Origin of the sequence: Pseudomonas sp. AN-B15, assembly GCF_019056475.1 — a bacterium.
Lineage (GTDB): Bacteria > Pseudomonadota > Gammaproteobacteria > Pseudomonadales > Pseudomonadaceae > Aquipseudomonas > Aquipseudomonas parakoreensis.
Genome location: NZ_CP049737.1, coordinates 6,217,181 through 6,241,310, shown reverse-complemented (window position 1 = coordinate 6,241,310; position 24,130 = coordinate 6,217,181). Strand labels below are relative to the sequence as shown.

21 protein-coding genes are annotated in these 24,130 nt (G+C 50.4%); 12 read left to right on the top strand and 9 right to left on the bottom strand.

The genetic code is table 11. The features are described 5' to 3' along the window. Positions 1–120 precede the first annotated feature (120 nt). Positions 121–555, bottom strand: coding sequence for a helix-turn-helix domain-containing protein (locus GTQ41_RS28300; RefSeq protein ID WP_080896083.1), 435 nt, complete (start codon positions 553–555; stop codon positions 121–123). A gap of 91 nt (positions 556–646) precedes the next feature. Between GTQ41_RS28300 and GTQ41_RS28295 the strand changes: the two genes are divergently transcribed. Continuing rightward, positions 647–1,609: an arsenic resistance protein gene (locus GTQ41_RS28295; RefSeq protein ID WP_108184780.1), complete on the top strand. Its 963-nt coding sequence runs from the start codon at positions 647–649 to the stop codon at positions 1,607–1,609. 25 nt (positions 1,610–1,634) lie between these two features. On the opposite strand, the gene GTQ41_RS28290 is transcribed toward GTQ41_RS28295, so the two are convergent. The 3 genes from GTQ41_RS28290 to GTQ41_RS28280 form a co-directional block, all read right to left on the bottom strand. Beyond that, a complete protein-coding gene (locus GTQ41_RS28290; RefSeq protein WP_047297381.1) occupies positions 1,635–3,161 on the bottom strand; it encodes an IS66 family transposase in 1,527 nt (508 codons plus the stop codon). 61 nt (positions 3,162–3,222) lie between these two features. After that, on the bottom strand, positions 3,223–3,558 hold the full coding sequence (gene tnpB, locus GTQ41_RS28745) for an IS66 family insertion sequence element accessory protein TnpB (protein ID WP_042561913.1): 336 nt from the start codon (positions 3,556–3,558) through the stop codon (positions 3,223–3,225). Beyond that, positions 3,555–3,887 (bottom strand): transposase, encoded by a 333-nt coding sequence (locus GTQ41_RS28280; RefSeq protein ID WP_108184288.1) that lies wholly within the window; start codon positions 3,885–3,887, stop codon positions 3,555–3,557. Before GTQ41_RS28280 ends, tnpB begins: the two co-directional genes overlap by 4 nt. Before the next feature lie 294 nt (positions 3,888–4,181). On the opposite strand from GTQ41_RS28280, the gene GTQ41_RS28275 reads away from it, so the two are divergent. Further along, the gene (locus GTQ41_RS28275) at positions 4,182–4,814 is read left to right on the top strand and encodes an antitoxin Xre/MbcA/ParS toxin-binding domain-containing protein (RefSeq protein ID WP_080963325.1); all 633 of its coding nucleotides are present in this window, start codon (positions 4,182–4,184) and stop codon (positions 4,812–4,814) included. Between the two features lie 288 nt (positions 4,815–5,102). Here GTQ41_RS28275 and GTQ41_RS28270 read toward each other — a convergent pair whose 3' ends face one another. Further along, complete coding sequence (locus GTQ41_RS28270) at positions 5,103–5,510, bottom strand: helix-turn-helix domain-containing protein (protein ID WP_042562261.1); 408 nt, start codon at positions 5,508–5,510, stop codon at positions 5,103–5,105. Positions 5,511–5,605: 95 nt separating this feature from the next. On the opposite strand from GTQ41_RS28270, the gene GTQ41_RS28265 reads away from it, so the two are divergent. Together GTQ41_RS28265 and GTQ41_RS28260 are read left to right on the top strand one after the other, a co-directional pair. Then, the gene (locus GTQ41_RS28265) at positions 5,606–6,046 is read left to right on the top strand and encodes a disulfide bond formation protein B (protein ID WP_047297380.1); all 441 of its coding nucleotides are present in this window, start codon (positions 5,606–5,608) and stop codon (positions 6,044–6,046) included. Beyond that, positions 6,043–6,687, top strand: coding sequence for a thioredoxin domain-containing protein (locus GTQ41_RS28260; RefSeq protein WP_042561909.1), 645 nt, complete (start codon positions 6,043–6,045; stop codon positions 6,685–6,687). Before GTQ41_RS28265 ends, GTQ41_RS28260 begins: the two co-directional genes overlap by 4 nt. Before the next feature lie 81 nt (positions 6,688–6,768). On the opposite strand, the gene GTQ41_RS28740 is transcribed toward GTQ41_RS28260, so the two are convergent. Beyond that, a complete protein-coding gene (locus GTQ41_RS28740; protein ID WP_162184570.1) occupies positions 6,769–7,293 on the bottom strand; it encodes a hypothetical protein in 525 nt (174 codons plus the stop codon). Here GTQ41_RS28740 and GTQ41_RS28255 point away from each other — a divergent pair. From GTQ41_RS28255 to GTQ41_RS28240, 4 genes are all read left to right on the top strand, one after another. Then, positions 7,235–9,328 carry a heavy metal translocating P-type ATPase gene (locus tag GTQ41_RS28255; protein ID WP_047297379.1) on the top strand — a complete coding sequence of 698 codons (2,094 nt, stop codon included), beginning with the start codon at positions 7,235–7,237 and terminating at the stop codon, positions 9,326–9,328. The genes GTQ41_RS28740 and GTQ41_RS28255 overlap by 59 nt on opposite strands. 177 nt (positions 9,329–9,505) lie before the next feature. Next, positions 9,506–9,862, top strand: coding sequence for a zf-TFIIB domain-containing protein (locus GTQ41_RS28855; RefSeq protein ID WP_080896081.1), 357 nt, complete (start codon positions 9,506–9,508; stop codon positions 9,860–9,862). A gap of 158 nt (positions 9,863–10,020) precedes the next feature. Continuing rightward, positions 10,021–10,935, top strand: coding sequence for a cation diffusion facilitator family transporter (locus GTQ41_RS28245; protein WP_042561907.1), 915 nt, complete (start codon positions 10,021–10,023; stop codon positions 10,933–10,935). A gap of 91 nt (positions 10,936–11,026) precedes the next feature. Then, a complete protein-coding gene (locus GTQ41_RS28240) occupies positions 11,027–11,512 on the top strand; it encodes an ATP-dependent zinc protease (RefSeq protein WP_155416825.1) in 486 nt (161 codons plus the stop codon). A 239-nt stretch (positions 11,513–11,751) separates the two neighbouring features. Here GTQ41_RS28240 and GTQ41_RS28235 read toward each other — a convergent pair whose 3' ends face one another. Beyond that, positions 11,752–13,437 (bottom strand): phosphoethanolamine transferase, encoded by a 1,686-nt coding sequence (locus GTQ41_RS28235; protein WP_047297378.1) that lies wholly within the window; start codon positions 13,435–13,437, stop codon positions 11,752–11,754. 1,152 nt (positions 13,438–14,589) lie between these two features. On the opposite strand from GTQ41_RS28235, the gene GTQ41_RS28230 reads away from it, so the two are divergent. Beyond that, a complete protein-coding gene (locus GTQ41_RS28230; protein ID WP_047297377.1) occupies positions 14,590–15,267 on the top strand; it encodes a heavy metal response regulator transcription factor in 678 nt (225 codons plus the stop codon). Positions 15,268–15,863: 596 nt separating this feature from the next. On the opposite strand, the gene GTQ41_RS28225 is transcribed toward GTQ41_RS28230, so the two are convergent. Further along, a complete protein-coding gene (locus tag GTQ41_RS28225; protein WP_042561904.1) occupies positions 15,864–17,303 on the bottom strand; it encodes a heavy metal sensor histidine kinase in 1,440 nt (479 codons plus the stop codon). Beyond that, on the bottom strand, positions 17,300–17,974 hold the full coding sequence (locus tag GTQ41_RS28220) for a heavy metal response regulator transcription factor (RefSeq protein WP_080896080.1): 675 nt from the start codon (positions 17,972–17,974) through the stop codon (positions 17,300–17,302). Before GTQ41_RS28220 ends, GTQ41_RS28225 begins: the two co-directional genes overlap by 4 nt. A 409-nt stretch (positions 17,975–18,383) precedes the next feature. Here GTQ41_RS28220 and GTQ41_RS28215 point away from each other — a divergent pair, with 409 nt between their 5' ends. From GTQ41_RS28215 to GTQ41_RS28205, 3 genes are all read left to right on the top strand, one after another. Beyond that, entirely contained in the window at positions 18,384–19,613 is a 1,230-nt protein-coding gene (locus tag GTQ41_RS28215; RefSeq protein ID WP_225138954.1) for a TolC family protein, read from the top strand. 88 nt (positions 19,614–19,701) lie between these two features. After that, a complete protein-coding gene (locus GTQ41_RS28210) occupies positions 19,702–20,925 on the top strand; it encodes an efflux RND transporter periplasmic adaptor subunit (protein WP_042561903.1) in 1,224 nt (407 codons plus the stop codon). 26 nt (positions 20,926–20,951) lie between these two features. Then, positions 20,952–24,119 carry a CusA/CzcA family heavy metal efflux RND transporter gene (locus tag GTQ41_RS28205; RefSeq protein ID WP_042561902.1) on the top strand — a complete coding sequence of 1,056 codons (3,168 nt, stop codon included), beginning with the start codon at positions 20,952–20,954 and terminating at the stop codon, positions 24,117–24,119. Positions 24,120–24,130: the final 11 nt, after the last annotated feature.

Below are 24,130 nucleotides of genomic sequence, written 5' to 3'. Positions count from 1 at the left end.
TCTGCCGAACACATCTTGTACCAGCCCGTTTGGTGTAGACGGACGCTCGAAACACCCTGTCGAGGCTATCGCGCTATTCGGTTTCGATGGCAGCTTGCTCCCCCTATGCTCTTGACTCGTCTAGGAGCAGCAACCAGAGCGAACCCCAGCAGCAGGTTCAAAAAGTGACTCAACAATCGTGCAGTCTGGAGTGTTCAAACCTAGGCATGTTGACTCACACATACCTGCCATTGAGAGCAGCTCTACCCGGATTTGCTGAAGCTTTGCTACCTTCGACTCTACTTCCGCTAGGTGCTTCTTGACCACCGAAAGCGCGTCAGCGCACGGACGATCAGCATCTGCTGCGAGCGCGATGAGTTCTCGGATATCTTCGAGCGGGAAACCCAATTCACGATTCTGCCGGATGAAGACGAGTCTTGATCGATGCTTTTCAGTATAGATTCGATGCCGCCCAGTCGACCGCAGGGCGGGAGGTAAAAGGCCTATTTTCTCGTAGTAGCGAATCGTTTCAATGTGGCAACCCGTTGATTTCGACAGCGCCCCGATTCCTGACATGCAAACTCCCCAAGCATTTTCTTGAACCTGTAGCAGCTACAGATATTAACCTGTCTTCAGAAAATAATTTCACGCGCTTGAAGGGCATTTTGTGGACAGAGAACAGCTAGAGACTAACCAGATTCCCATTTACTTCGTCGCGGTCATTGTCGCGGCCCTCGGAGGCCTGCTCGCCCCCAATGCGTCTGAAGCATTAGGGTCGACGGTGACACCCACCATCGCAGTGCTGATGTACGCCATGTTTCTACAGATCCCGTTCTTGGATCTCCGTAATGGCCTCGCAAATAAGCGTTTCATGGCAGCGCTGCTCACAGCCAACTTCGTGGCCATCCCCTTGCTGGTTTGGGCATTGACGATGGGGATAACCAATCACCCGGCGATTTTGGTGGGTGCCCTGTTGGTCTTGCTGACGCCTTGTATCGACTATGTGGTGGTTTTTACCCATATCGGTAAAGGCGACTCCAAACTCACTCTGGCGGCCACCCCATTGCTTCTTTTGATGCAGCTTGTGCTGCTGCCGGTGTACCTGACCTTCATGCTGGGTAACGACTCAACAGTGGTCATTTCTATAGGCCCATTTGTTGAGGCCTTTGTGATGCTGATCGCTTTGCCTTTGGTCTTAGCGGTAGCAACAGCTGCCGGGGCAAAGAGATCACGCATCGTTGAAAGCTGGAACAACGCATGGGCCTGGATGCCTGTACCGGCTATGGCGGCTGTATTGGTCGTAGTGATCGGCGCTCAGATTTCAACGGTGGTCAGAGACATCGACAAGCTGCTGCCTGTTATTCCCGCCTACATTGGTTTCACGCTCTTGGCACCGGTGGTAGGTGCGCTGGTGGCTCGGGCGTTTAAGTTACCGGCCAGCACGGCAAGATCAGTCGCTTTCAGCAGTTCGACACGAAACTCATTAGTGGTTCTGCCATTGGCATTGGCCTTGCCCGAGGAAATCAGAGGGCTCGCTGCGGCAGCAGTCATTACTCAAACGCTGATTGAGTTGGTCAGCGAACTAATTTACATCCGAGCAATTCCTGCTTTGGTGTGGCGCAAAATGTAGATGCCAGGGCAGACACCCTGCGCGATTAAACAGGCGCCCACATGTGCGGCAGCAGCTTGTTAATCTCACTCGCGCGCTGCGTCGGCAGGCGCATGAGAACATCCTTTAGATAGGCGTACGGATCATGGCCATTCAGCCGTGCTGACTGGATCAAGCTCATGATCGCCGCAGCCCGTTTTCCGCTGCGTAGCGACCCGGCGAAGAGCCAGTTCTTGCGCCCAAGAGCCCATGGCCGGATCTGGTTCTCCGCCCAATTATTATCAATGGGAACCGCCCCGTCATCGAGGTAGCGCGACAGCGCTGCCCAGCGTTTAAGGCTGTAATCGAGTGCTCTGCTGATGGCCGAACCTTCGGGCACAAGATCACGCTGCGCGATCATCCAGGCATGCAGCCTATCCATCACCGGTACGGCTTTTTCTTGCCGTATTCGGCGCCGTAAATCCGGCTCCAGGTCTCTGACTTCTCTTTCGATTTCGTACAACAACTGGATATAGCGCAGGGCTTGCTCGGCGAGCGTGCTTTTATTCGTAGCGTGCAGTTCGAAGAACTTGCGCCGTGTATGGGCCATGCAGCCGATCTCTGTCACGCCGAGTTCAAAGCTGGCCTTGTAGCCGCCAAAATCGTCGCAGACCAACTTGCCCTTCCAGTCCTGAAGGAAGTTGCGAGCATGCTCTCCGGCGCGACTGGAGCTGAAGTCATAAACCACCGCTGCCACATCCGAGAACTGGCTGGTAGCGTAGGCCCACACATAGGAGCGATGGGTTTTCTTTGTTCCCGGCATGAGCATCTGCACCGGTGTTTCATCTGCGTGGATGACTTGTTGCCCAAGCACTACTTCGCGCAGCGCATCGACCAGCGGCTGCAACTGAACTCCGGTCACGCCAACCCATTGAGCCAAGGTTGAACGTGGAATCGCCAGGCCCGCTCGACCGAAGATCGATTCCTGACGGTAAAGCGGCAGATGGTCAGCAAACTTGGCGATCATGACCTGTGCGAGCAGGCCCGAAGTCGGGATGCCCTTATCAATGACCTGCGCCGGAACCGGTGCCTGGATCAGCGTTTCGCAGTTATCGCAGACCCACTTGCCACGGACATGGCGCTCGACGGTGAACACGCCGGGCGTGTAGTCCAGCTTCTCGCTAACGTCCTCACCTATGCGCTTGAGGGCGCAGCCGCATGGGCAGTGAGTGTTGTCCGGTTCGTGATGGATCAACGTTCGCGGAAATTCTGCCGGCAATGCCGTGCGCTTGGGCTTTTGCTTTTCCTCGGTCGCCGTTGGTGCTATTTGCAACGCCTGAAGCTCGGCCTCAATCGCCGCGATATCAGTATCGATCAGGTCATCTAGCAGGCTGGCCTGTTCAGGATTCATCTGCTCGCTGCGCTTGGCAAACTTCAAACGCTTGAGCTGGGCGATCTCATGGGTCACTTTCTCAATGACTGTTTGATCACGGTTGATTTTCTTGCCCATAGTGTCGACTTGCGAGAGCAACTGCGCTGCGAGGACGCGCAGTTGAGTGGGAGACAGTTGGTCGAGATTGGGCGAAGAAGTCATACGCCGGACTTTGCCAGAGCAGGCGTTTCGCGACGATAGACCGATAGGCTAATGGCAGCCGTTAAAGCAGTATGATCGAGCCTCCAGAACCTGCGCGTTGCCATGGCAGCCCCAGCACCAATGCTTGAAGTTGCTCGGCATCCAGTTCCATCTCAGAACCATGGCGAATGCCAGGCCAGTGGAACTTGCCTTGGTTTAACCGGCGCGCCGCCAGCCATATTCCGAAGCCGTCATGCACCAGCACTTTCATGCGATTGGCGCGACGGTTGGCGAACAGATAAGCGCAGTGCGGCTGCGCCGCACCGAACACCGCGATCACCTTGGCTAGCGCCGTTTCGGTGCCTGCGCGCATGTCCATCGGTTCGGTGGCGAGCCAGATAGAGTCGATGCGAATCATCGCAGAATATCTCGAAGAAAAGCCGCGCAGGCGGCAGCACTTTCAGTGGGCCAGTTCACTTTGATGATGCCGCGCGGGTGCTGTATTTCAACGCAGATATTCGATGATGCTGGATGGGAGTTCGCCCCGGCCAGCGGCATGGCTAACGGAATAAATGCAGGTGGCGGCGCCGGGATTTTCTGCGCTTGCAGCCGAATCCATTTGTGGACGAGGTTTGCGTTGAGGCTATGACCGAGCGCGACGCTGGCAACCGAAGCGCCTGGTTGGGCGCACTCTTGAATGATCTGGGCTTTAAAGGATTTGGAATAGGAACGGCGTGTTGGCTGCATGAAATACCCGCTTAAAAGGCTAGAACTGGTGTCCACTTAATTTAAGTGCACACCATGTCTTCGCTTTGCAGGGCTGGGTAGATGACTTGGCCGGACGGTTACCAAGCTCGTAACCATGTGACGGTGGAAAGGCGGCAAAGCCATTGCCCCATTTTTTGCTGTTGCACTCGCTATCCGGCGTTCGAGCAGCGGCAGTGCATGTCTACTGGAGGAGTGCACGTTCCTTTGGTCAGCTCTGCGCCCGAGCATAATGATGTGTGTCATTCTCTAGTCGCGGATGAGGGCCGGACAATCATGAGCGAGCATTGGATAGTCAAGTGCCAGAATACTGAGGACGGTACTGGCGACATCATCATTGACCTACCTCCAGAGTTGCTTGACCAAATGGGGTTAGGTGTTGGTGATCATTTAGAGCTAACGATAGCGAATGGCACATTAGTGCTGACGCCCATGAACAGTGCAATATCAGTACGGCCGATGTTTGCTGGAGTCCTGCGTGAGGATGCCTATCATGCTTACCGCAAGCGGTTGGCTGCGTATCTCCATATCCCTTCCAACGCTTCGGATCAAGACATTCACGACATGATAGTAGCTGGCTTTTCGGCCGGCCTGATTTCATCGCTTTGTGCTGATGGCACCGTAAATCCGCAAGAACGCGACATAATCATTCACCCCAAAACGCTCAAAACAAAATTGGCAAGCGATCAGCTTTTAACGTCGGATGAGAGCGATCGCCTGTTCCGGTTCGCACACATTACCGCCATGGCCGAGATCATGTTCGGGGACGAAGGGAAGGCCAAACAATGGCTTTCCAAACCCAAAGCCCGTTTTTTGGGAAAAAGCCCACTGGCAATGGTCACTACGTCTCACGGCACACATCTAGTTGAAGAAATGCTGATTCAGGTGTCTGAAGGCATGTCATTTTAATCCTGCCACAGTTAACAGTGTGGACGGAAATAACGGGCAGCAGCATGCCCACTTCTATGACTATCACTGAATCTGAGAGTCAATCACTATGATCAACGCAAACGCTCTAGCCGGTATAGGCATCAAAGCCCAAGCGTTGGTTCATCCCTCAACGGCGTGCGTTACGTCATTGCACCTGCGACTCTTGATACCGCCAAGACGGAGTCGAAACCACCACATAGTCGATATAAATGATCAGTTCATTCAACAGGACTCCCGCCAAAATTGTGGGGTGGCCGGTTAGCATCCTTAACGGGGATTGGACATCGACTCGATAATACGGCACTGCTCGATCACGCCGCCCTCGCAACAAGCAATCAAACGCTCCAACTCCACCTCCAAGCCTTGCAGGTCTCGGATGCGCATTCGAACCTGCTCTAACTGCCCCTCGATTTTTGCGTCCACCCTGGCGCAGGAAGCGTCGCGGTTATCCGCAAAGCCCAGCAACTCTCGAACATCGTCAAGGCTGAAGCCCAGTGTGCGGCTACGTCGGATGAACAATAGACGGTCGCGCTCCTCGTCGGTGTAGAAGCGATAGCCTGATGCTGAACGCCCTGCAGAAGGCAGGAGGCCGACCTGCTCGTAATAGCGGATGGTCACCGCTTTGGTATCAGTCGCCTTCGCCAGATCACCGACTGTGTATTTGGTCGAACTCATTTCGCTTGACCTTATAGTTGCTAGAATCTTCATTCTACGCGCCTTAGGCGATAAGCAAATCTGCGTGCGCTCAATAGAAAAGTGGACTGAATCCTATGGAAGCCCCCTTAAAACAACATCAATCCGGAGCTTGGGCGCTGTTGCTCTGTGCCTGGTTGCTTGCTCTGGTATCAACAATCGCCGTGCTATTCGTTGGTGAAGTCATGGGGCAACTGCCCTGTGTGCTCTGTTGGTTTCAACGAGCCTTCATGTTTCCACTCGTCCTGGTATTGGGCGTCGCCTGCTGTTTATCGGACACCGGTGTTTGGCGCTATGCACTGCCATTAGCAGTCATGGGTTGGCTCATCGCTCTGTATCACAACCTGCTTTATTTCGGACTGATTCCTGAAAGCATCAAACCTTGCGGGGCCGGCCCTTCCTGCTCCGGTGCCGACATGACCATCCTCAGTGGTGTTCCGCTGCCACTTTTATCGCTGGGCGCGTTCAGCCTGCTGATCATTTTTCTCGTTCTTATCCGTCGGAGATTTACCGTATGAGCAGACGCGCCGTCGTCCTCTCCATCAGCGTGCTAGCCATCGTAGGCTTTGCCGTCGCAGCATTTTTCTACAATCGTGCTGCCACTGTGCCCCAGGCTACAGCACCTGTACCGCAAACCAGCGCGCTAGTGCGGTTTAACTCACCAAGCTTCGGCCCTGCCGACGCCCCGGTGACAATCGTAGAATTCTTCGATCCATCTTGTGAAAGCTGCCGTGCCTTCTACCCCATCGTCAAAAAGATGATGTCACAACACCCAGGCGATGTTCGCTTAGTGCTGCGCTATGTGAAGCTTCACGTAGGGTCTGAAGAAGCCATACGTCTGCTCGAGGCTTCACGTAAGCAGGGTGTTTTTGTGCCGGTACTTGAAGCTGTCCTCGCTGCTCAACCGCAGTGGCATGACGATGCGAAAGCATCAGCAGCTTGGGACGTAGCGGCCCAAGCGGGCTTGGACGTGGCTAAGGCTCGTGAGGACATGATGTCGCCGGAGATCACCGCCACGATAGAAAGAGATGCCGCTGATGCCAAAACTGTAGGTGTGAAGGGAACACCGACATTTTTCGTTAACGGTAAACCCCTGACTAACTTCGGCGCTCAACAGCTCTACGATCTGATTTGGAGCGAAATCAACCAAGCTCGTTAATAAGGGCGCGTGCGGAATGCGGAATGAAAAAAGCTCACCGGGCTCGACAATCCGCTTGACCTTATAGTGGCTATAGGGTGTTCACTCTTCACAATAAATTGTGGAGAGTGCCTTTATGAAAAGCTGTTGCGGTGATGAACAAACACCGAAAAGTGACGCCGCCGTTGAGGTATTTGACCCGGCAGCACCGACCGGCTGCTGTGCACCTGCCGCGACTATGTGTAATACAACTACAGCACAGTCCAACAGTAGTTGCTGCTCCGCGAAAACTTTGGACGTCAGCTCAGCGCCTTCTTCAGTAAAGGGCGCGGGTTGCTGCTCCCCCGGCTCCGATATCAGTAAATCGAACTGCGCTGTCGTAGCACCGCCATCTGCCCTGTACAGCCTTGCCGAGCCGAGCCAGCCTGCTGCTACGGTTGATAATGACCTTTTTATCGATGCTTGCTGCCCACCATCTGCTGCGGGTAGTCCCAAAGTCGGCATCGAAAACGTGTCTCCCACCAATACCGACGAAGCGACTCGTTTCAGCAGTTTCAGGATTGGGCAGATGTGCTGTCCTTCCGAGCAGACCATGATCGAGGACAAGCTCGCGAAGATGAGCGGCATTCAAAAGCTCGAGTTCAACATGATGAACCGCACGATGGCTGTCTGGCACGAGCTACCCGACACCTTGGGTATCGAGGCAGCAGTGCTATCGCTGGGCATGCACGCCGAACCTTTGAGGGCTAATGGCAATGCAACCAGCGCAGATACGCCAGAAGTCCTTCCCCAGGCGGAATCACCTAAGAGCACATGGTGGCCATTAGCGCTTTCCGGTGTCGCTGCCGTGGGTGCTGAAGTCCTGCACTTCACTAACTCCGCGCCTGAATGGGTGATAGCGGTCATAGCCTTGTTCGCCATCGTGCTCTGCGGGCCTACGACCTACAAGAAGGGTTTGATCTCGATCAAACACCTCAACCTGAACATCAACGCGCTGATGAGCATCGCGGTTACCGGAGCGGTGTTGATCGGACAGTGGCCAGAAGCCGCGATGGTCATGTTTCTCTTCACCGTTGCGGAAATGGTCGAAGCGAAATCGCTGGATCGTGCGCGCAATGCGATCAAGGGGCTGATGGACTTGACCCCTGAACGAGCTACCGTGCGCCAACCCAACGGTAGTTGGCTGGAAGTCGATGTAAAAACGGTCGAGATTGGGGCCTTGGTTCGTGTCCGCCCCGGCGAACGAATTGGCCTGGATGGTAAAGTCTCTTCTGGTAACTCTACTGTTAACCAAGCGCCCATCACGGGCGAGAGCTTGCCCATCGAAAAAGATGTCGATGATCCTGTCTATGCCGGCTCCATTAACGAATCCGGCTCCTTCGAGTATCGAGTGACAGCTGAGGCCAACAATACGACCCTTGCTCGAATCATTCACGCGGTTGAAGAAGCCCAAAGTTCGCGAGCTCCAACCCAGCGGTTCGTTGATAAGTTTGCCAAAATTTATACGCCAGGGGTGTTCTTTTTCGCCGTCGCGATTGCGGTATTCCCACCACTGTTTATGGGCGGATTGTGGACTGACTGGATCTATCGTGCACTGGTGCTTCTGGTGGTTGCTTGCCCTTGTGCGCTGGTCATTTCCACTCCGGTGTCCATCGTCAGTGGTCTGGCGGCAGCGGCTCGCAAAGGCATTTTGGTTAAAGGCGGCATCTACCTGGAAATAGGCGCCAAGCTGAGTTTCGTCGCGCTCGATAAAACCGGCACCATTACCCATGGGAAACCGGTTCAGACAGACTACATTCCGGTAGCCGAAGACTCAGAGGTACATCCTCAGATTGTTGCCGCCAGCCTCAGTGCACGCTCGGATCACCCCGTATCACAGGCAATTGCCAAGTACGAAGGCTCGGACGCATCAACGTTCCTGCAAGTGGAGAGTTTTGAGGCCCTTCCCGGTCGCGGGGTAAAGGGGATGATTGAAGGCCAGCTCTTCTACCTGGGCAATCACCGACTGATCCAGGAGTTGGGGCTCGGTACTTCGCAGTTGGACGAATCTCTGACTAGCCTGGAGCGCCAAGGCAAAACAGTCGTAGCCTTGACCAGCGCCAGTCAGGTTTTTGCGTTGTTTGCTGTAGCCGATACCGTAAAGGACTCAAGCCAGACAGCGATCAAGGAGCTGCATGCATTGGGTATCAAGACCATGATGCTTACAGGCGACAATTCGTACACGGCTGATGCGATTGCCAAACGAGTTGGGATAGATGAGGCGCGGGGAAACTTGTTGCCCAGCGACAAGCTTTCAGTAATTGATCAATTGAAGGGCCGTAAGCACGTGGTGGGGATGGTCGGTGATGGGATAAACGATGCACCTGCATTGGCCAAGTCTCAGATCGGATTCGCCATGGCCGCGGCTGGCACGGGAACCGCTATTGAAACGGCTGACGTTGCTTTAATGGATGATGATCTGCGCAAGATTCCGGCCTTCGTCCGCCTGTCACGCGAGACAGCTGTGATTCTTAAGCAAAACATTTTGTTCGCCTTAGGTATTAAGGCCATTTTCCTTGTGTTCACCCTCATGGGTTTGGCCACCATGTGGATGGCTGTTTTTGCAGACGTTGGAGTGAGCATACTTGTCGTGCTCAATGGACTTCGATTGCTAAAGAAGTAGATCGCGAGGTGAGGATGAAAGATAAAAGCGTCTTCGCCCGGCCAAGCAACTTTGTGGATGGCTCTTTTCGCCGATATGGGGACGAGCCCGCTTGTGGTATTCAATGGACCACAACTATTGCGGTATTGATTCGAAAGCTACATTGTCAAAATTGATTACTCACATAAGGAATTAAATATGCAATGTCCTATCTGCAAAGATATAGCTTTAGTAATGACTGAGCGCCAGAGCATAGAAATTGACTATTGCCCGCAATGCCGCGGTGTCTGGCTTGACCGAGGTGAACTCGACAAGATTATTGAGCGTAGTCAGCGACAAGAGACCGTTAGATTGCTTCCACAGAACCTCACATCACCTGTCCAAAGTTCGACGCCAGCAGAACAACCTGGTTACAACCAGTACGGGAATAAGCATGGTCATGGAGATCGAGGGAGCCACAGCGGTGGATGGAAAGAAGGTGGCCATCAAAGTCAAAGTGGGCATCAGGGACAACCGAGTCGCAAAAAATCGTTTTTGCAGGAACTATTTGATTAAGATGGCGATTTCTCGCTTATGATCTGAATACTACATCAAACCAGTATCCACCTTTGAATGATTGGTTTGATGATATGGAACGGTTTGGGTGCTAGTAGGTCTTTATATTCTACAGTCCACTCGTTGGATCTTCATTAGGCTACATTTGGGGAAAAATCATGAGTTCAGGGCACAGTCACGGTCAAGTACGTGCGGGTCATGAAAAGATGTTATGGATCGCACTCGCCCTGACGACAAGTTTTATGATTGCTGAGGTCATCGGAGCCTTTGTCACGGGCAGCCTAGCCTTACTGTCGGATGCTGCGCATATGCTGACAGACGTTGTGGCTTTGGCAATATCCTTGCTGGCTATTCATATTGCCAAACGCTCTGCTGACAGGAAGCGCACGTTCGGGTATGCACGATTCGAAATACTTGCAGCCACATTCAATGCTGTCTTGTTGTTTTTAGTCGCTATATACATTGTCTATGAAGCGTATCTTCGACTTAACGCCCCCGCAGAAATTCAGTCGACGGGCATGTTAGTAATTGCAGTGATGGGACTGATAGTTAACCTCATTTCAATGCGTCTGTTGAGTGCCGCTAGTGGGGAAAGTCTCAATGTGAAGGGCGCTTATTTAGAGGTTTGGAGCGATATGGTGGGGTCTATTGGCGTCATCATTGCAGCGCTTGTAATCCGCTTCACCGGTTGGAGTTGGGTTGATTCACTTGTTGCAGCAGGTATCGGATTCTGGGTGCTGCCTAGGACTTGGTCACTGCTCAAGGAAAGCATGAATATATTACTGCAGGGCGTTCCAGAGGGCATCGATATTCAAAAGGTGGAGGCGAAAATATACGGAATCGTAGGAGTAAAAAATGTGCACGATTTGCATATATGGGCTTTAACCAGTGGTAAGAGTGTAATGAGCGTTCACCTGGTCGCTGACTATACCTCCCGCAGTGAACAAGATATTTTAACTGAAGTCACGTCGCTTATGAGTGAAGAGTTTCAGATCAGTCATACTACTGTACAAATGGAAAAAGCAGATTTCCATAGCCAATTAGTTGACGATTATGAAGGCAAGGTCCACTAATTGAGTTCCACTTTTAAGACAAGTTGTTATTTCGGGGATCCACCCCAGAGGGCTAGTTAAAATGAAAAAATTATTTTAAATTGTGCTCTGCATGATAATGCTTTTGTCTCTAACAGTAGAGCCGGTTTTGTCGAGCCCGGCTAGACCAGAAAAGGTATTCGGGTGGATTGAAGAAGGGATACTTTTACCAGAAAATATCGCCGTGAAAATAAAGTTGGATACTGGGGCTCTTACGTCATCCATGGATGCGAAGGACTTAAAAAGATTCCAAAAAGATGGAGAAGAATGGATTCGGTTTAACGTTAAAGTCAAAGACACCAAAACTAAGAAGGTGAGTAGCGCACTCTTCGAACGACGGATTGAACGAAATGTAAAAGTTAGAGGTGCCGGCGGCGCTGAACATCGTCCAGTCGTCATGATGACGATGTGCATAGGAGATAAAATTTATAAAGAGGAATTTTCTCTGAAAGATCGAGGCGAGATGAACTATCCCGTACTGATAGGACGCCGAACATTGGAAGCTTTGGGAGCGGTCGATGTTTCGCGCAAATTCACCGAGGAACCCCACTGCAGTTAATTTTAAATATATTTATATTATAGTTTTAGAGTTACTTTATTTGCAAAGCACCTGGAAGGCATACTCGTATTGAGTGTTGCAAAGGCCGACTGAATCGTCAAATAAAAAGACGGACAGTCGGTCGCAGTTTTTTTAGATGCTTGAAAACTTACCATTCTAATATGAATGGCTCTGAGTGGAGTGTGCGTTAATTTTAATGATGATCTTTAGACTTCATTCTTGCCACTAGTTGGCTGCTATTACTGCTGCTGGCCAGTCATTGAAGTAAGTTTTAATGAGGCCAAGGCTTTGGATTGACATGCGCTAAACAGATCAAGCTCAGGTCGATATGCCGAAGTTTGGATATTCATCAATCCTAATATCGAATGGAATAAGTTGTCATGGGATAGTGATGCGCCTCGCTGTTCCCTCAAGCATTGAACGTCTAGTTTTTGACGAGATTGCATGTTTTTGGAGATCCAGAGAACCATGGGAATGCTAGTCTGCTCTTTGGGCGCCATAGCATAAGGCAGTCCGTGCAAGTATATCCCGTTCTCGCCGAGAGACTCACCGTGATCAGAGACGTAAAGCATAGCCGTATCAAAGCGCTCAGCGTTGCGCTTTAGCAAGTCAATCGTTTGTCCAAGTACATAGTCTGTATAGACGATACTGTTATCATAGGCACTGACTATGCTCTCGCGCGTACATCGCTCTAGTTGGTTATTATCACAAACGGGACCAAATCGCTCGAATTCGCGTGGGTAGCGCTTGTAGTAGGATGGGCCGTGACTACCTTTCATGTGGAGAACCACGACTGAATCACCCTGTTGTTGATCCAAGTAAGCTTGCAGGTCTTGCAATAAGACTTCGTCGTAACACTCGCCTGCTCTGCATAATCCTGATGTTTTCTGATTGTTCAATTTCTCATTTTTTACTCGGTCACAAATACCTTTACAACCCGAATTGTTATCTCTCCAAAGTACCGATACTCCGGCCCGCTGCAACACGTCTAATAAGCCTTCTCTCCGTAACGCCATACCGTCTTTATAGCCTTGTTTACCCGCATCCAAGAACATGCAAGGTAAGGAGATTGCCGTAGCTGTTCCACATGAACTGACATTGGTAAAACTTAAGACACCACGCCGAGTCAATTCCGGATTGGTATCGCGTGTGTAGCCATTAAGCGAGAAGTTCGCGGACCTAGCGGTTTCACCCACAATTAACAACGTCAGGCGTGATTTTTTTACACTCGCAGTAGTTTCTCCTTGGCGGGCATCAGCACCAATGATTTTTAGTTCTGTGGGCTGTGCTAGCTGGCGACGCATATACCCATGGATTGCCGAAACCACATTCGAAGGAACTAACATCAATCTGAGTTCGCGATGGTTACGTACGAGCGATGCATAAGATTGGTAAAGCGTAAATACGATGATTGCCAAACAGGTAAGTGCTGCCGCCAGCCCCATCAATCGATGAGCAAGCGCGCGGGTGCGCGATCGTTGTATCAAACGGACTCGGGTGATAAGCAGCACCGGTAGAACACCAAAACCCAGCATCCATCGCAGTAACTCCCAGTTCAGCAGGTCCGTGGTCTCAGAGATGTCTGTTTGAATAACATTCGTTAGCATGCTGTAGTCAATTACAATGCCGTAGCTATTCATAAAGTAACTCGCTGCTGCCGCAACCAACAGAACAATGGCTAGCACAGGCTTTATGAAGCGTCCCCAAGCCATCGCGCTGAGTAACACGTACAGCCACATCAACACGAACCAAGGCAGGCTAAGCACAAATAAGATGCTTCCGTCTTGTAGGCCTCCCACGCTTTTCCAAACAACTCGCCAAAATGGCCAGTTACTGAACAACAGAAGCCAAGTTGAAACTGCAATAATTAATTGATTGCTACTGAGTATAATTTTCGTACTCAGAATTGGTATTTTTTTATTCATGGGTATCTCGGAATATCTCGACATGATCGTGCGCGCAAACTGTCACTGGACTGCCGCTACGTTTTAGGGAAGAAAAAATCAGCAACAGAGCGATGTAATTCATGGATGCACCAGTGACCCTCAACGCTTTCCTCGGTTGGTTGAAGCTCCACGATTAGCCAAACCGCCAAAACGCCAAAACCGATGAGGATTTTTTTCATGAGATGCCCCCCAAGTAAGTGTTGTACTGATAGATCCGCTCGACTTGACTTAAAAAACAATTTTTTTTGGAGCGAAATGATGGTGGTTGGGTCGCGGGGGTATGGTTTTCTTGCTGACGTTGCGCATCTGTCTTAGTATCGAAGGCATAGGTGATGAAATTGTTTAGATCACTATTCTGATAGGCGCGACTAGTTGTCTAAAAAGGAATTCTAGTTGCGGATGAGAGACCAAAGCGGTCTTGATGCGCTTACCAAGTTCACCACTTTCGAATGCCGATAATCCTCATTGCGCGAAACATCGCCGTACTCGCATAACGCACACTCCTCGGAGTCAGGCGACGCCTTGCAGTTGATTTCAAATATTCGTTGAAAGCTTTGGCAGCCGTTTTTAGTACGGCATCGGGGTTCAAACTCTGTTAAAGCCTGGCTGCGCTATTCTGTATTTCCCGCTCGGCGTCTGCGAGTCTTGGCTCATTTGATAATACGGGTTGGTGACTGTTCCTCGTCTTACATTGGCTGGCTCATGCGCGGTCGTCATCAATGATTCCCGAGGCAGGGAATCAGCCGACCACAACATTTTTCTAATGCGAGATGGCATCACAAAATTTTCGCCCCCAAGGCGCGCCGTTTTCATCGTTTAACAGTAGGGACATCTGCAGCGTCTAGAGTGTTTAGATATATTGCATGCTCAATGTACTGCATAAGAGTTATCGCGAGGGTGACTGAAGAATTACAAATTTGTAATAAGACCATCTATCGTCATCAAGTAGTCTAAAATCTATTTGCCGTATGGTCGTGTGTCTCAATTCACTCATTTAACAGAAACTGAAAAAATGCGCGATATTCTGTAATGGCTTAACTCATCCAGTTGAGATGCTAAAGTGAACCGGTGAGTAAAGTTGCCTAAATGAGTGTGGTGGTATTTTCAATTAGTATCGAGACTTTATAATAAATGCGTATCTTGATAATAGAAGACGATCCGAAAACCGCTCATTATTTGCGCCAGGGTCTGACTGAAAGCGGCTTTATCGTTGATTGCATACAAAACGGAATCGATGGCATAAACTTAGTCTCCCAACAGGCTTATGACCTTGTAGTACTAGACGTAAACCCCCCGCAAAGTGACGACTGGGATCTACTTGTAAGTATTCGCGAGGTAATTATTACCCCGATCATGATGCTTACCGAGAAAGGTAGTGTTGAGGATAAAGTCTTGGGTTTTGATCTAGGCGCTGACGATTACATGGTCAAACCAATTGAGTTTCCTGAGTTGTTAGCTAGAGTCCGTACTTTAATGCGTCGAACTGGGTCGTCGGCATCGCTAAATGTGCTTCGCGTTGGCGATTTGGAGCTCGATCTGGGTAGGCACAGGACCTTTCGCGCTAACCAGCGAATTGACCTGACTAACAAGGAGTTCGCCTTGCTACACTTTTTGATGTGTCAATCAGGCACGACGCTATCGCGCACGCAGATTAAGTCTTCTGTCTGGGGTCTGAGTAGTGATTGCGACACGAACGTTGTTCAAGTAGCAATGAGGAGGCTTCGAGCTAAAATTGATGATCCTTTTGACGACAAGCTTATCCATACATTGCGAGGTGCTGGATATGTCCTTGAGTCGCGTGCCCATTAACCCCGTTTAGCCATTCTTATTTTGATATTGTGCGAAATAATTGGATTGCACTAAATTAAACGCGCTGAAAATATTGATTATAGAAAGGCAGTTATGTAATCTCTAAAATTGTCTCAGGAAGCGGAATGGTTCTGCAGTAGGGATTTAATTTTGCACCAAGCGCTTAAGATAACGTTAAAATCTAGATTGCACGAAAGTCTATACGATTTGCAGTTTAGAATAAACATGCTGAATTTAGCTTAATTCCGAAGTAGGGGGTTGCGACGCTATATCTGCAAGACCACACACTCTCGAGTGATTATCCATGAAGGCATGATCAACCTGCGTAATAGGTGGGTATCACAAAGATCGGTACCAATAGATGTTCACGTTGGATTGCTCTTGGGCACTAGTAATGTATCTTGACGAAGGTTATATTTTGCACAGGGCTATTAAATCTTCACTATCCATTGGTGAGTCATCGGTTTCATCTCTGGCTGAGCAAAAAGAGTAATGTTGTCTTTGGGTTTTTAAGCATCGATCCCCACTTATATATTACCTAGTGATCTGACTCGTGCAGCCAAGCTGTTTTATATTGCTTTTGATTAAATTAAATCCTAACTAAAAACCTCCCCCGGTCTTTGAGAGTTTAAGTTACTAGTTGAAATGTTCTTCGGGAATGTAATTCTGAAGGTTGTCGGATGCCCTGGTATACTAAAGACATCTGCTGTTCCATGATGGAGGCTCATGATAGATCGGACAATAGCCAATCCTAATCCAGTGCCACCTTCAGCTCGTGAGCGACTATTATCCACTCGATAGAAACGATCGAAGATATTAAGCAAGTGATGGCGTTCAATTCCCACTCCGGGATTGCTTATTGAAAGGGAGACTTCTTCGGTTCGCGTTTCAATGGAAATAACAACCGACTCTTCTATCGGGCAGTGACGAATGGCGTTTGATAAAAGATTCGAAATGGCGCGCTGAATCATGAGTCGATCGCCTGAAACTTTACCCTGACCACTGACGGTTATGCCGACGCACTTTTCTTCAGCCGAAAGAGAAAAAAGATCAATTACTTTTAAAGCTTCGTCTTCCAGCAAAATGTTTTCGAATGGTACAAGTGCGGCTGGGTGACTTACTTGGGCTAAAAAAAGCATATCAGATATAATTCTAGTGACTCGCCCCAACTCTTCGGTGCAAGACTCTAGTACAGACTTATACTCCTTTACTGAGCGATCACGAGAAAGAGTTACCTGTGCTTTCCCCATAAGGTTCGTAATCGGTGACCGCAACTCATGCGCCAAATCATCTGAAAACTGAGTGAGTTGTTGGACTCCGCTATCAAGTCGGTGAAGCATGAAATTTATGCCATGAGCTAGCTCACTGATCTCTTGGGGCATATTGACAACGGAGAGTCGGTGACTGAGATCTTGGGTTGATACCATTCCCGCAACTTCACAGAATTCCCGGAGTGGGGACAATCCGCGTTGCACTATCGCCCAAGCACTGATACCAATAAGGATCAACAACAGCGGAACCGCTACGATGGTTGAACTCAAATAAGAGCTTAACAGTGATTCATCATTCGAGCGGTCCATAGTCAGCAAGACTGATACGAATTCACCATCTTTTAGCCTCATGAGTTTCGCTGCTGTGAGGATGTGATTTTCGCTTTCCTGTGCCGAGGAGTAGTAAGAAATCTTAGTGCTATCGGTTGCTCCGATTTTGCTCCTAGAAACTACGGTTATATCTGCTCCAAAACTCAGGACAGGGACACTCAGATTTTCATCATCAAAAATAGTGAGATTAAGATTGTCATGCCCTAGCACTTGATCTAATAGTGCGTGTGGCTTTAGGCTCATGTTGCTAGTACTGATATCCATCAGTAAACTGTGCTCAATTTGATTCATTTTCTTTTCTAAGCTGTTTTTTGCACGCAAATCAAGCTCGTGGGTAAGCGCTAAATAGGCCAGAATCGCTAAAGAAACTACTAGTACTGCTCCCATTATACTTACTGTCAAACCCAATCGCATTGACAGGCTGACTTGCTTCATTTTCTCTCCTCCAGTACATAACCTACGCCGCGGAGCGTATGGATTAATTTAGTTTCAAATGGGTCATCTATTTTAGCTCTGAGCCTACGTATCGAAACTTCGACAACATTGGTGTCGCAATCAAAATTCATGTCCCAAACCAATGAAATGATCTGAGTACGAGATAACACCTCTCCAGATTGACGCATTAATAGATGGAGCAGTGCGAATTCTTTCGTCGTCAAATCTATGCGTTGTTTTCCGCGAAATGCGCGATGCCTTCCTTGATCAAGTTCAAGATCAGCAACTTTTAACACTTCTTGAATTGGTATGTGTTCGCTACGACGCATTAGAGTGCGTACTCTTGCCAGCAACTCTGGAAATTCAAATGGCTTGACAAGATAGTCATCAGCCCCCAGATCCAATCCTCTAATTTTATCTTCTAAGCGTCCTCTTGCAGTAAGCATCATTACCCTAGTACTGCTAGACCGCCGAATATTTTCAAGAACGTCCCATCCGTGCATTTCAGGAAGATTTACGTCAAGTAATACCAGATCATAAGCTTGCTGCCGTGCCAGATGGAGTCCATCAGCTCCTGTCGATGCGCAATCTACAATATAGCCACTTTCAGTTAGACCCTGATGTAAGTATTCAGCAGTCTTTGGCTCGTCCTCTATCACAAGAATACGCATAGGAATTAACCCTTCTTAAAGTGGTTCGTAATGGCTCTTTTCGTAGAATCTGTTTAAAGTTAACCATCTGTTTAAACGTTGGATTCTGGTTGCATTTTTAATTTTCTGGGATCATAGAGTTTAAAACTAACAAGGTTTCGTGCGACCCTCGTCACCCTGTAGTACAAGAGCCGCCTCCCGTTTTTGTCTAGGGATGTCGCTTGGTGCGAGCACTTATTGCCCTAATCCTAATGCATTAAGTGAGGCTTATTCGTTAGATAACGTATTTGTAATTCTTCAGTCACCTTGTTGATAGGTGTACGGAATTATATTTGCCTCATGGGAAATTCTTTTTGTATAAAGGTTTTGGGGAATGATGGAATTACTTCGGTTTAGAAAGTTTATTGCTCACCCAATCACGCATAAAACCATGCTACAAGCAGGTCTTATTTCGATCCTTGCTCTTTTGAATGCTCCTTTGTTAGCCGCAAACGCTCAAATGCTCACAATGGATCAAGCGCTTGAAACTGCATTTTCCAACAACCCAGACCTAGCGGCCGCTCAATGGGAGACAGGTATTGCTCAGGGAGAGCGACAGCAGGCTGGATTGATTCCAAACCCTGAGGTTTCCTGGGAGGCTGAAGATACTCGGCGAAACTCGCGCACCACGACGGTAATGATCAGCCAGCCGATAGAGCTTGGCGGTAAGCGTGGAGCTAGGATTGAAGTGGCCAATAGAGCTCAGGACGCAGCGGGGATTGAGTTGGAGCGCAAGCGTAACGTTCTGCGTGCCGATGTCATTCAGGCTTTTTATAGTTCCTCAACGGCTCAGCAAAGACTGCTGCTGTCACGTCAATCACTTGAGCTCGCCGAGCGCGGTTTGCGTGCAGCGCAAGGTCGCATCAAGAGTGGCAAATCCTCACCCGTTGAAGGTACGCGCGCAGAGGTTCAGCTATCAGAAGTGCGCCTAGAGTTGAGGCGGGCTGAGCGGGATGAGGCCAGTGCCTACCAGAGACTCGCTCAGGTCATGGGGGCGCCTTTGCCTGCATTTGTGTCCGTAGGTGATCCAAATCGGTCGATGCCAACCGTGCCCGATTCGTCGCTGCTGTTTAGCCGAATTGGTGAAACTGCAGAGCTACGATTAGCAAAACTGCAAATAGATCAGCGGGAAGCCTCTCTTGGTCTTGAGAAGGCTCGTCGAATTCCGGACCTGACCGTGAGTATCGGGAGTCAATACGACGAGCGTGAGCGCGAGCGGGTGAATGTCGTAGGGCTATCTATGCCCATCCCGTTGTTTAACCGTAACCAAGGCAACGTACTGGCCGCAGCCCGCCGTGCCGATCAATCTCGCGACCTTCGGAATGCCAGTGAGTTACGACTGCGCACAGAGATCCAAACCACCTTAGATCAGTGGCTGACTGCTAACACTGAAGTGGCGTCGTTCAATCAAACCATCCTGCCTGCAGCGCAAAGTGCCGTCGATACCGCTACCCGAGGTTTCGAAATGGGTAAGTTTAACTTTCTCGACGTGCTCGATGCTCAGCGCACATTGATTAGCGCTCGCACGCAATACATCCAAGCCATCGCCGAGGCGACAGACGCCTGGGTGCGTATCGAGCGAATTTTCGGTGATGTTGCCATTCTCACTCGTACCCCGTGAATTTCATATAACGCTTTTTTTACCGCTGCTCAGTATCGCAATACCACGTTAATCCGTGAATGCCGACTGGGTTGCGCAGGGAGTCTCCATGGATAAAAAACTAATCCTCGTCTCGGCACTAACCTTGGCAATAGGTATAGGCATCGGTTCGTTTTGGATGACAAGCCCATCGGTGCCTTCAGCTGAAGCTCAGACTCAGGAGGGCAAAGGCTATGACGATCACGGCGATGAAACTGCTGACGGAAAACCGGCCGAGGGCGAACACGCAGAAGGCGAAGCTGAAGAGGGTCATTTGACTCTGAGCGAAGAGCAGATCAGCTCTGCCGGCATCCAACTGGTTGAAGCGAAAGCGCAGAGCATCAGCCTTTCATTGCCCTTTCCTGGAGAAATCCGTTTTGATGAAGACCGCACTGCGCACGTGGTGCCCCGCGTACCTGGTGTCGTTGAGTCGGTTCATGCCAATCTTGGTCAACCAGTGAAAAAAGGTCAGTTGCTGGCCGTAATCGCTAGCCAACAAATTTCTGATCAGCGCAGTGAACAAGCCGCTGCGCAACGTCGTCTTGAGTTGGCGCGTACTACCTACGAGCGAGAGCGACAGTTATGGCAGGACAAAATCTCTGCAGAACAGGACTTCCTGCAAGCCCGCCAGGCTTTGCAAGAAGCTGAAATTGCTCTCAGCAATGCTCGGCAAAAAATTAGCGTACTGAGTGGTAGCTCGGTCGCCAGCGGGGGTAATCGATATGAATTGCGTGCGCCGTTTGACGGGGTTGTAGTCGAGAAACATTTGGCCCTCGGTGAAGTTGTCAGCGAAACCACCAATGCCTTTACGCTCTCCGACTTGTCGCGTGTGTGGGTGACCTTTGGAGTCTCACCAAAGGATTTGAACAAGGTACTCGTAGGCAAATCGGTCAAGGTCAGTGCGCCGGAGTTGAATGCTGAAGTCACTGGAACCGTGGCCTATGTCGGCAGTTTGTTGGGCGAGCAAACCCGTACAGCCACGGTCCGCGTGACATTGGAAAATCCACAAGGTGCATGGCGTCCGGGGCTATTTGTGACCGTGCAGGTTGACACCGGTACTCGGCAGACAAAGGTCGCTGTACCAGAGGCGGCTCTTCAGACGGTCGAGGACAAGCAAACTGTTTTCGTTCGAACGGAGGACGGGTTTAGAGCTCAGCCAGTGGAGACAGGTGGTCGTTCGGCGGGTCTGGTCGAGATCAAGGAAGGCCTGGAGCCCGGAGCTCAAATCGCCGCCGCCGGTAGTTTCATTTTGAAATCAGAATTGGGTAAAGCCTCGGCTGAACACGCCCACTGATCCGCCATTTCCACGAGAAGGTTCTCATGTTCGAACGCCTGATCCAATTTGCCATCGAGCAGCGCATTATCGTACTGCTCGCGGTTTTCCTCATGGCCGGCCTCGGTATAGCAAGCTATCAGAAGCTGCCGATCGACGCGGTTCCCGATATCACCAACGTCCAGGTGCAAATCAACACGGGGGCAGCAGGTTTTTCACCACTGGAAACCGAACAACGCATCACGTTCCCCATCGAAACAGCAATGGCTGGTTTACCGGCTCTAGAACAAACTCGTTCGCTGTCACGCTCGGGTTTGTCGCAAGTTACTGTTATTTTCAAAGAGGGCACGGACCTCTTCTTCGCTCGGCAATTGGTCAACGAACGATTACAGGTGGCCAAAGAGCAACTGCCAGAAGGTGTGGAAGCTGTCATGGGACCGATCTCAACCGGTCTTGGTGAGATTTTCCTGTGGACGGTCGAGGCTGAAGAGGGGGCTGTCAAGGAGGACGGCAGTCCCTATACGCCGACCGACCTGAGGGTGATTCAAGACTGGATCATCAAGCCTCAACTGCGCAATGTTCCTGGGGTCGCCGAAATCAATACCATTGGCGGGTTTGCCAAGGAGTATCAGATTGCGCCCGATCCAAAACGCTTGGCCGCTTACAAGCTCACGCTGACTGACCTTGTTACAGCGCTGGAGCGCAACAACGCTAACGTCGGTGCCGGTTACATCGAGCACAGCGGCGAACAGTTACTGATTCGTGCACCTGGTCAAGTAGCAACCACCGACGATATCGCCAATATCGTCATGGCCAATGTCGACGGTACGCCAATACGTGTGAAGAATGTTGCAACCGTGGATATCGGCCGTGAATTGCGCACGGGAGCAGCGACCGAAAACGGTCGTGAAGTGGTGCTCGGCACAGTGTTCATGCTAATCGGCGAGAACAGCCGCACCGTGGCGCAGGCCGTTGCCAACAAGCTTGAGCAAATCAACCGTTCACTGCCAAAAGGGGTTGTAGCAGTCACTGTCTATGACCGTACCAATCTTGTGGACAAGGCGATTGCCACGGTAAAAAAGAACCTGATCGAAGGTGCAATCCTAGTGATTGCGATTCTATTCCTGTTCTTGGGAAATATACGTGCAGCGCTGATCACTGCCATGGTTATCCCGCTCGCTATGTTGTTCACATTCACCGGCATGTTTACCAATAAAGTTAGCGCCAACCTGATGAGCCTTGGGGCTTTGGACTTTGGCATCATCGTCGACGGTGCGGTGGTAATTGTTGAAAACGCCATCAGGCGTTTGGCCCATGCGCAGCAACACCACGGGCGCATCCTCACTCGCTCTGAACGTTTTCACGAAGTATTCGCTGCTGCCAAGGAAGCACGCCGACCATTAATTTTCGGTCAGTTGATCATTATGGTCGTGTACCTACCGATTTTTGCGCTTACTGGCGTCGAAGGAAAAATGTTCCACCCGATGGCCTTCACCGTAGTGATCGCCTTACTGGGGGCGATGTTGTTGTCAGTAACTTTTGTCCCTGCTGCGATTGCGATGTTCGTGACCGGCAAGGTCAAGGAAGAAGAAAACGTCATCATGCGTGGCGCCCGCCGGATGTATGCTCCAGCTTTGGACTGGGTCATGGGCCATCGATCGTTGGCATTCGCCATGGCATTAGGCGTGATCACAATATGCGGTGTGGTCGCAAGTCGGATGGGTAGTGAGTTTGTGCCGAGTCTCAGCGAAGGCGATTTCGCGTTGCAAGCATTGCGTGTCCCAGGTACCAGCCTGACGCAATCGGTAGAGATGCAGCAACGCCTTGAAACCCTGGTATTGGCAAAAGTACCGGAGGTCAAACGGATGTTTGGTCGTACAGGTACTGCCGAAATTGCCTCCGATCCAATGCCTCCAAACATTTCTGACAGCTATGTGATGCTCAAGCCGAAGAGTCAATGGCCTGATCCGAATAAATCAAGGGAGGCATTGATAGACGATATTCAAAAAGCTGCAGCTGCGATGCCCGGAAGCAACTATGAGCTTTCTCAGCCTATTCAACTGCGTTTCAACGAGTTGATTTCAGGCGTACGTAGTGATGTGGCGGTCAAGGTATTCGGTGATGACATGGCGGTGCTCAACGGCACCGCTGCAAAAATCGCCGCATCAATGCTGAAGATCAATGGTGCCTCCGAGGTCAAAGTTGAGCAAACGTCGGGACTGCCGGTACTGACCATCAACATCGACCGCGACAAAGCCGCCCGTTACGGACTCAACGTAGGCGACGTGCAAGACACCATTGCGGTGGCAGTTGGCGGTCGACAAGCCGGTACGATGTATGAGGGAGACCGCCGATTTGACATGGTGGTGCGTTTATCCGACGCGATGCGTAAGGATCTCGAGGGATTGTCCACATTGCTAATCCCGGTACCGGCGTTGCTCAACACCAATGCTGACCAGATCGGATTCATAGCTCTTTCAGAGGTGGCGACCCTCGATCTAGTGTTGGGACCTAACCAGGTCAGCCGAGAAAACGGCAAGCGTCTGGTGATCGTCAGCGCCAACGTGCGTGGGCGTGATATCGGCTCTTTTGTACAGGAGGCCAGTAGCGCCATTGATAAGGAAGTGCAAATCCCATCCGGTTACTGGACCACTTGGGGAGGGCAGTTCGAGCAGCTCCAATCCGCTGCCAAGCGACTACAGATTGTAGTGCCGGTTGCCCTGCTTCTGGTGTTCGCACTCTTGTTCATGATGTTCAACAACCTCAAGGATGGCCTACTGGTGTTTACTGGTATTCCGTTCGCATTGACAGGGGGTGTCATGGCTTTATGGCTGAGAGACATCCCGCTATCGATCTCGGCAGGTGTTGGTTTCATCGCGTTGTCGGGAGTGGCGGTGCTAAACGGTCTGGTGATGATCGCTTTCATACGTAATCTACGCGAGGAAGGACATTCTTTAAGTTCCGCAATTAATGAAGGGGCTCTCACACGTTTACGTCCGGTGTTGATGACAGCTCTCGTGGCCTCTCTTGGGTTTATTCCGATGGCACTGGCAACCGGAACGGGGGCAGAGGTTCAAAGACCCCTAGCTACCGTAGTAATCGGGGGAATCCTATCCTCAACTGTGTTGACTCTGCTGATACTGCCTGCTCTTTATCAATGGGTGCACCGCCGAGACGAGGAAGAAACCAAAGACGACAAAATAGCATCCATATAATTTAGTTTTCT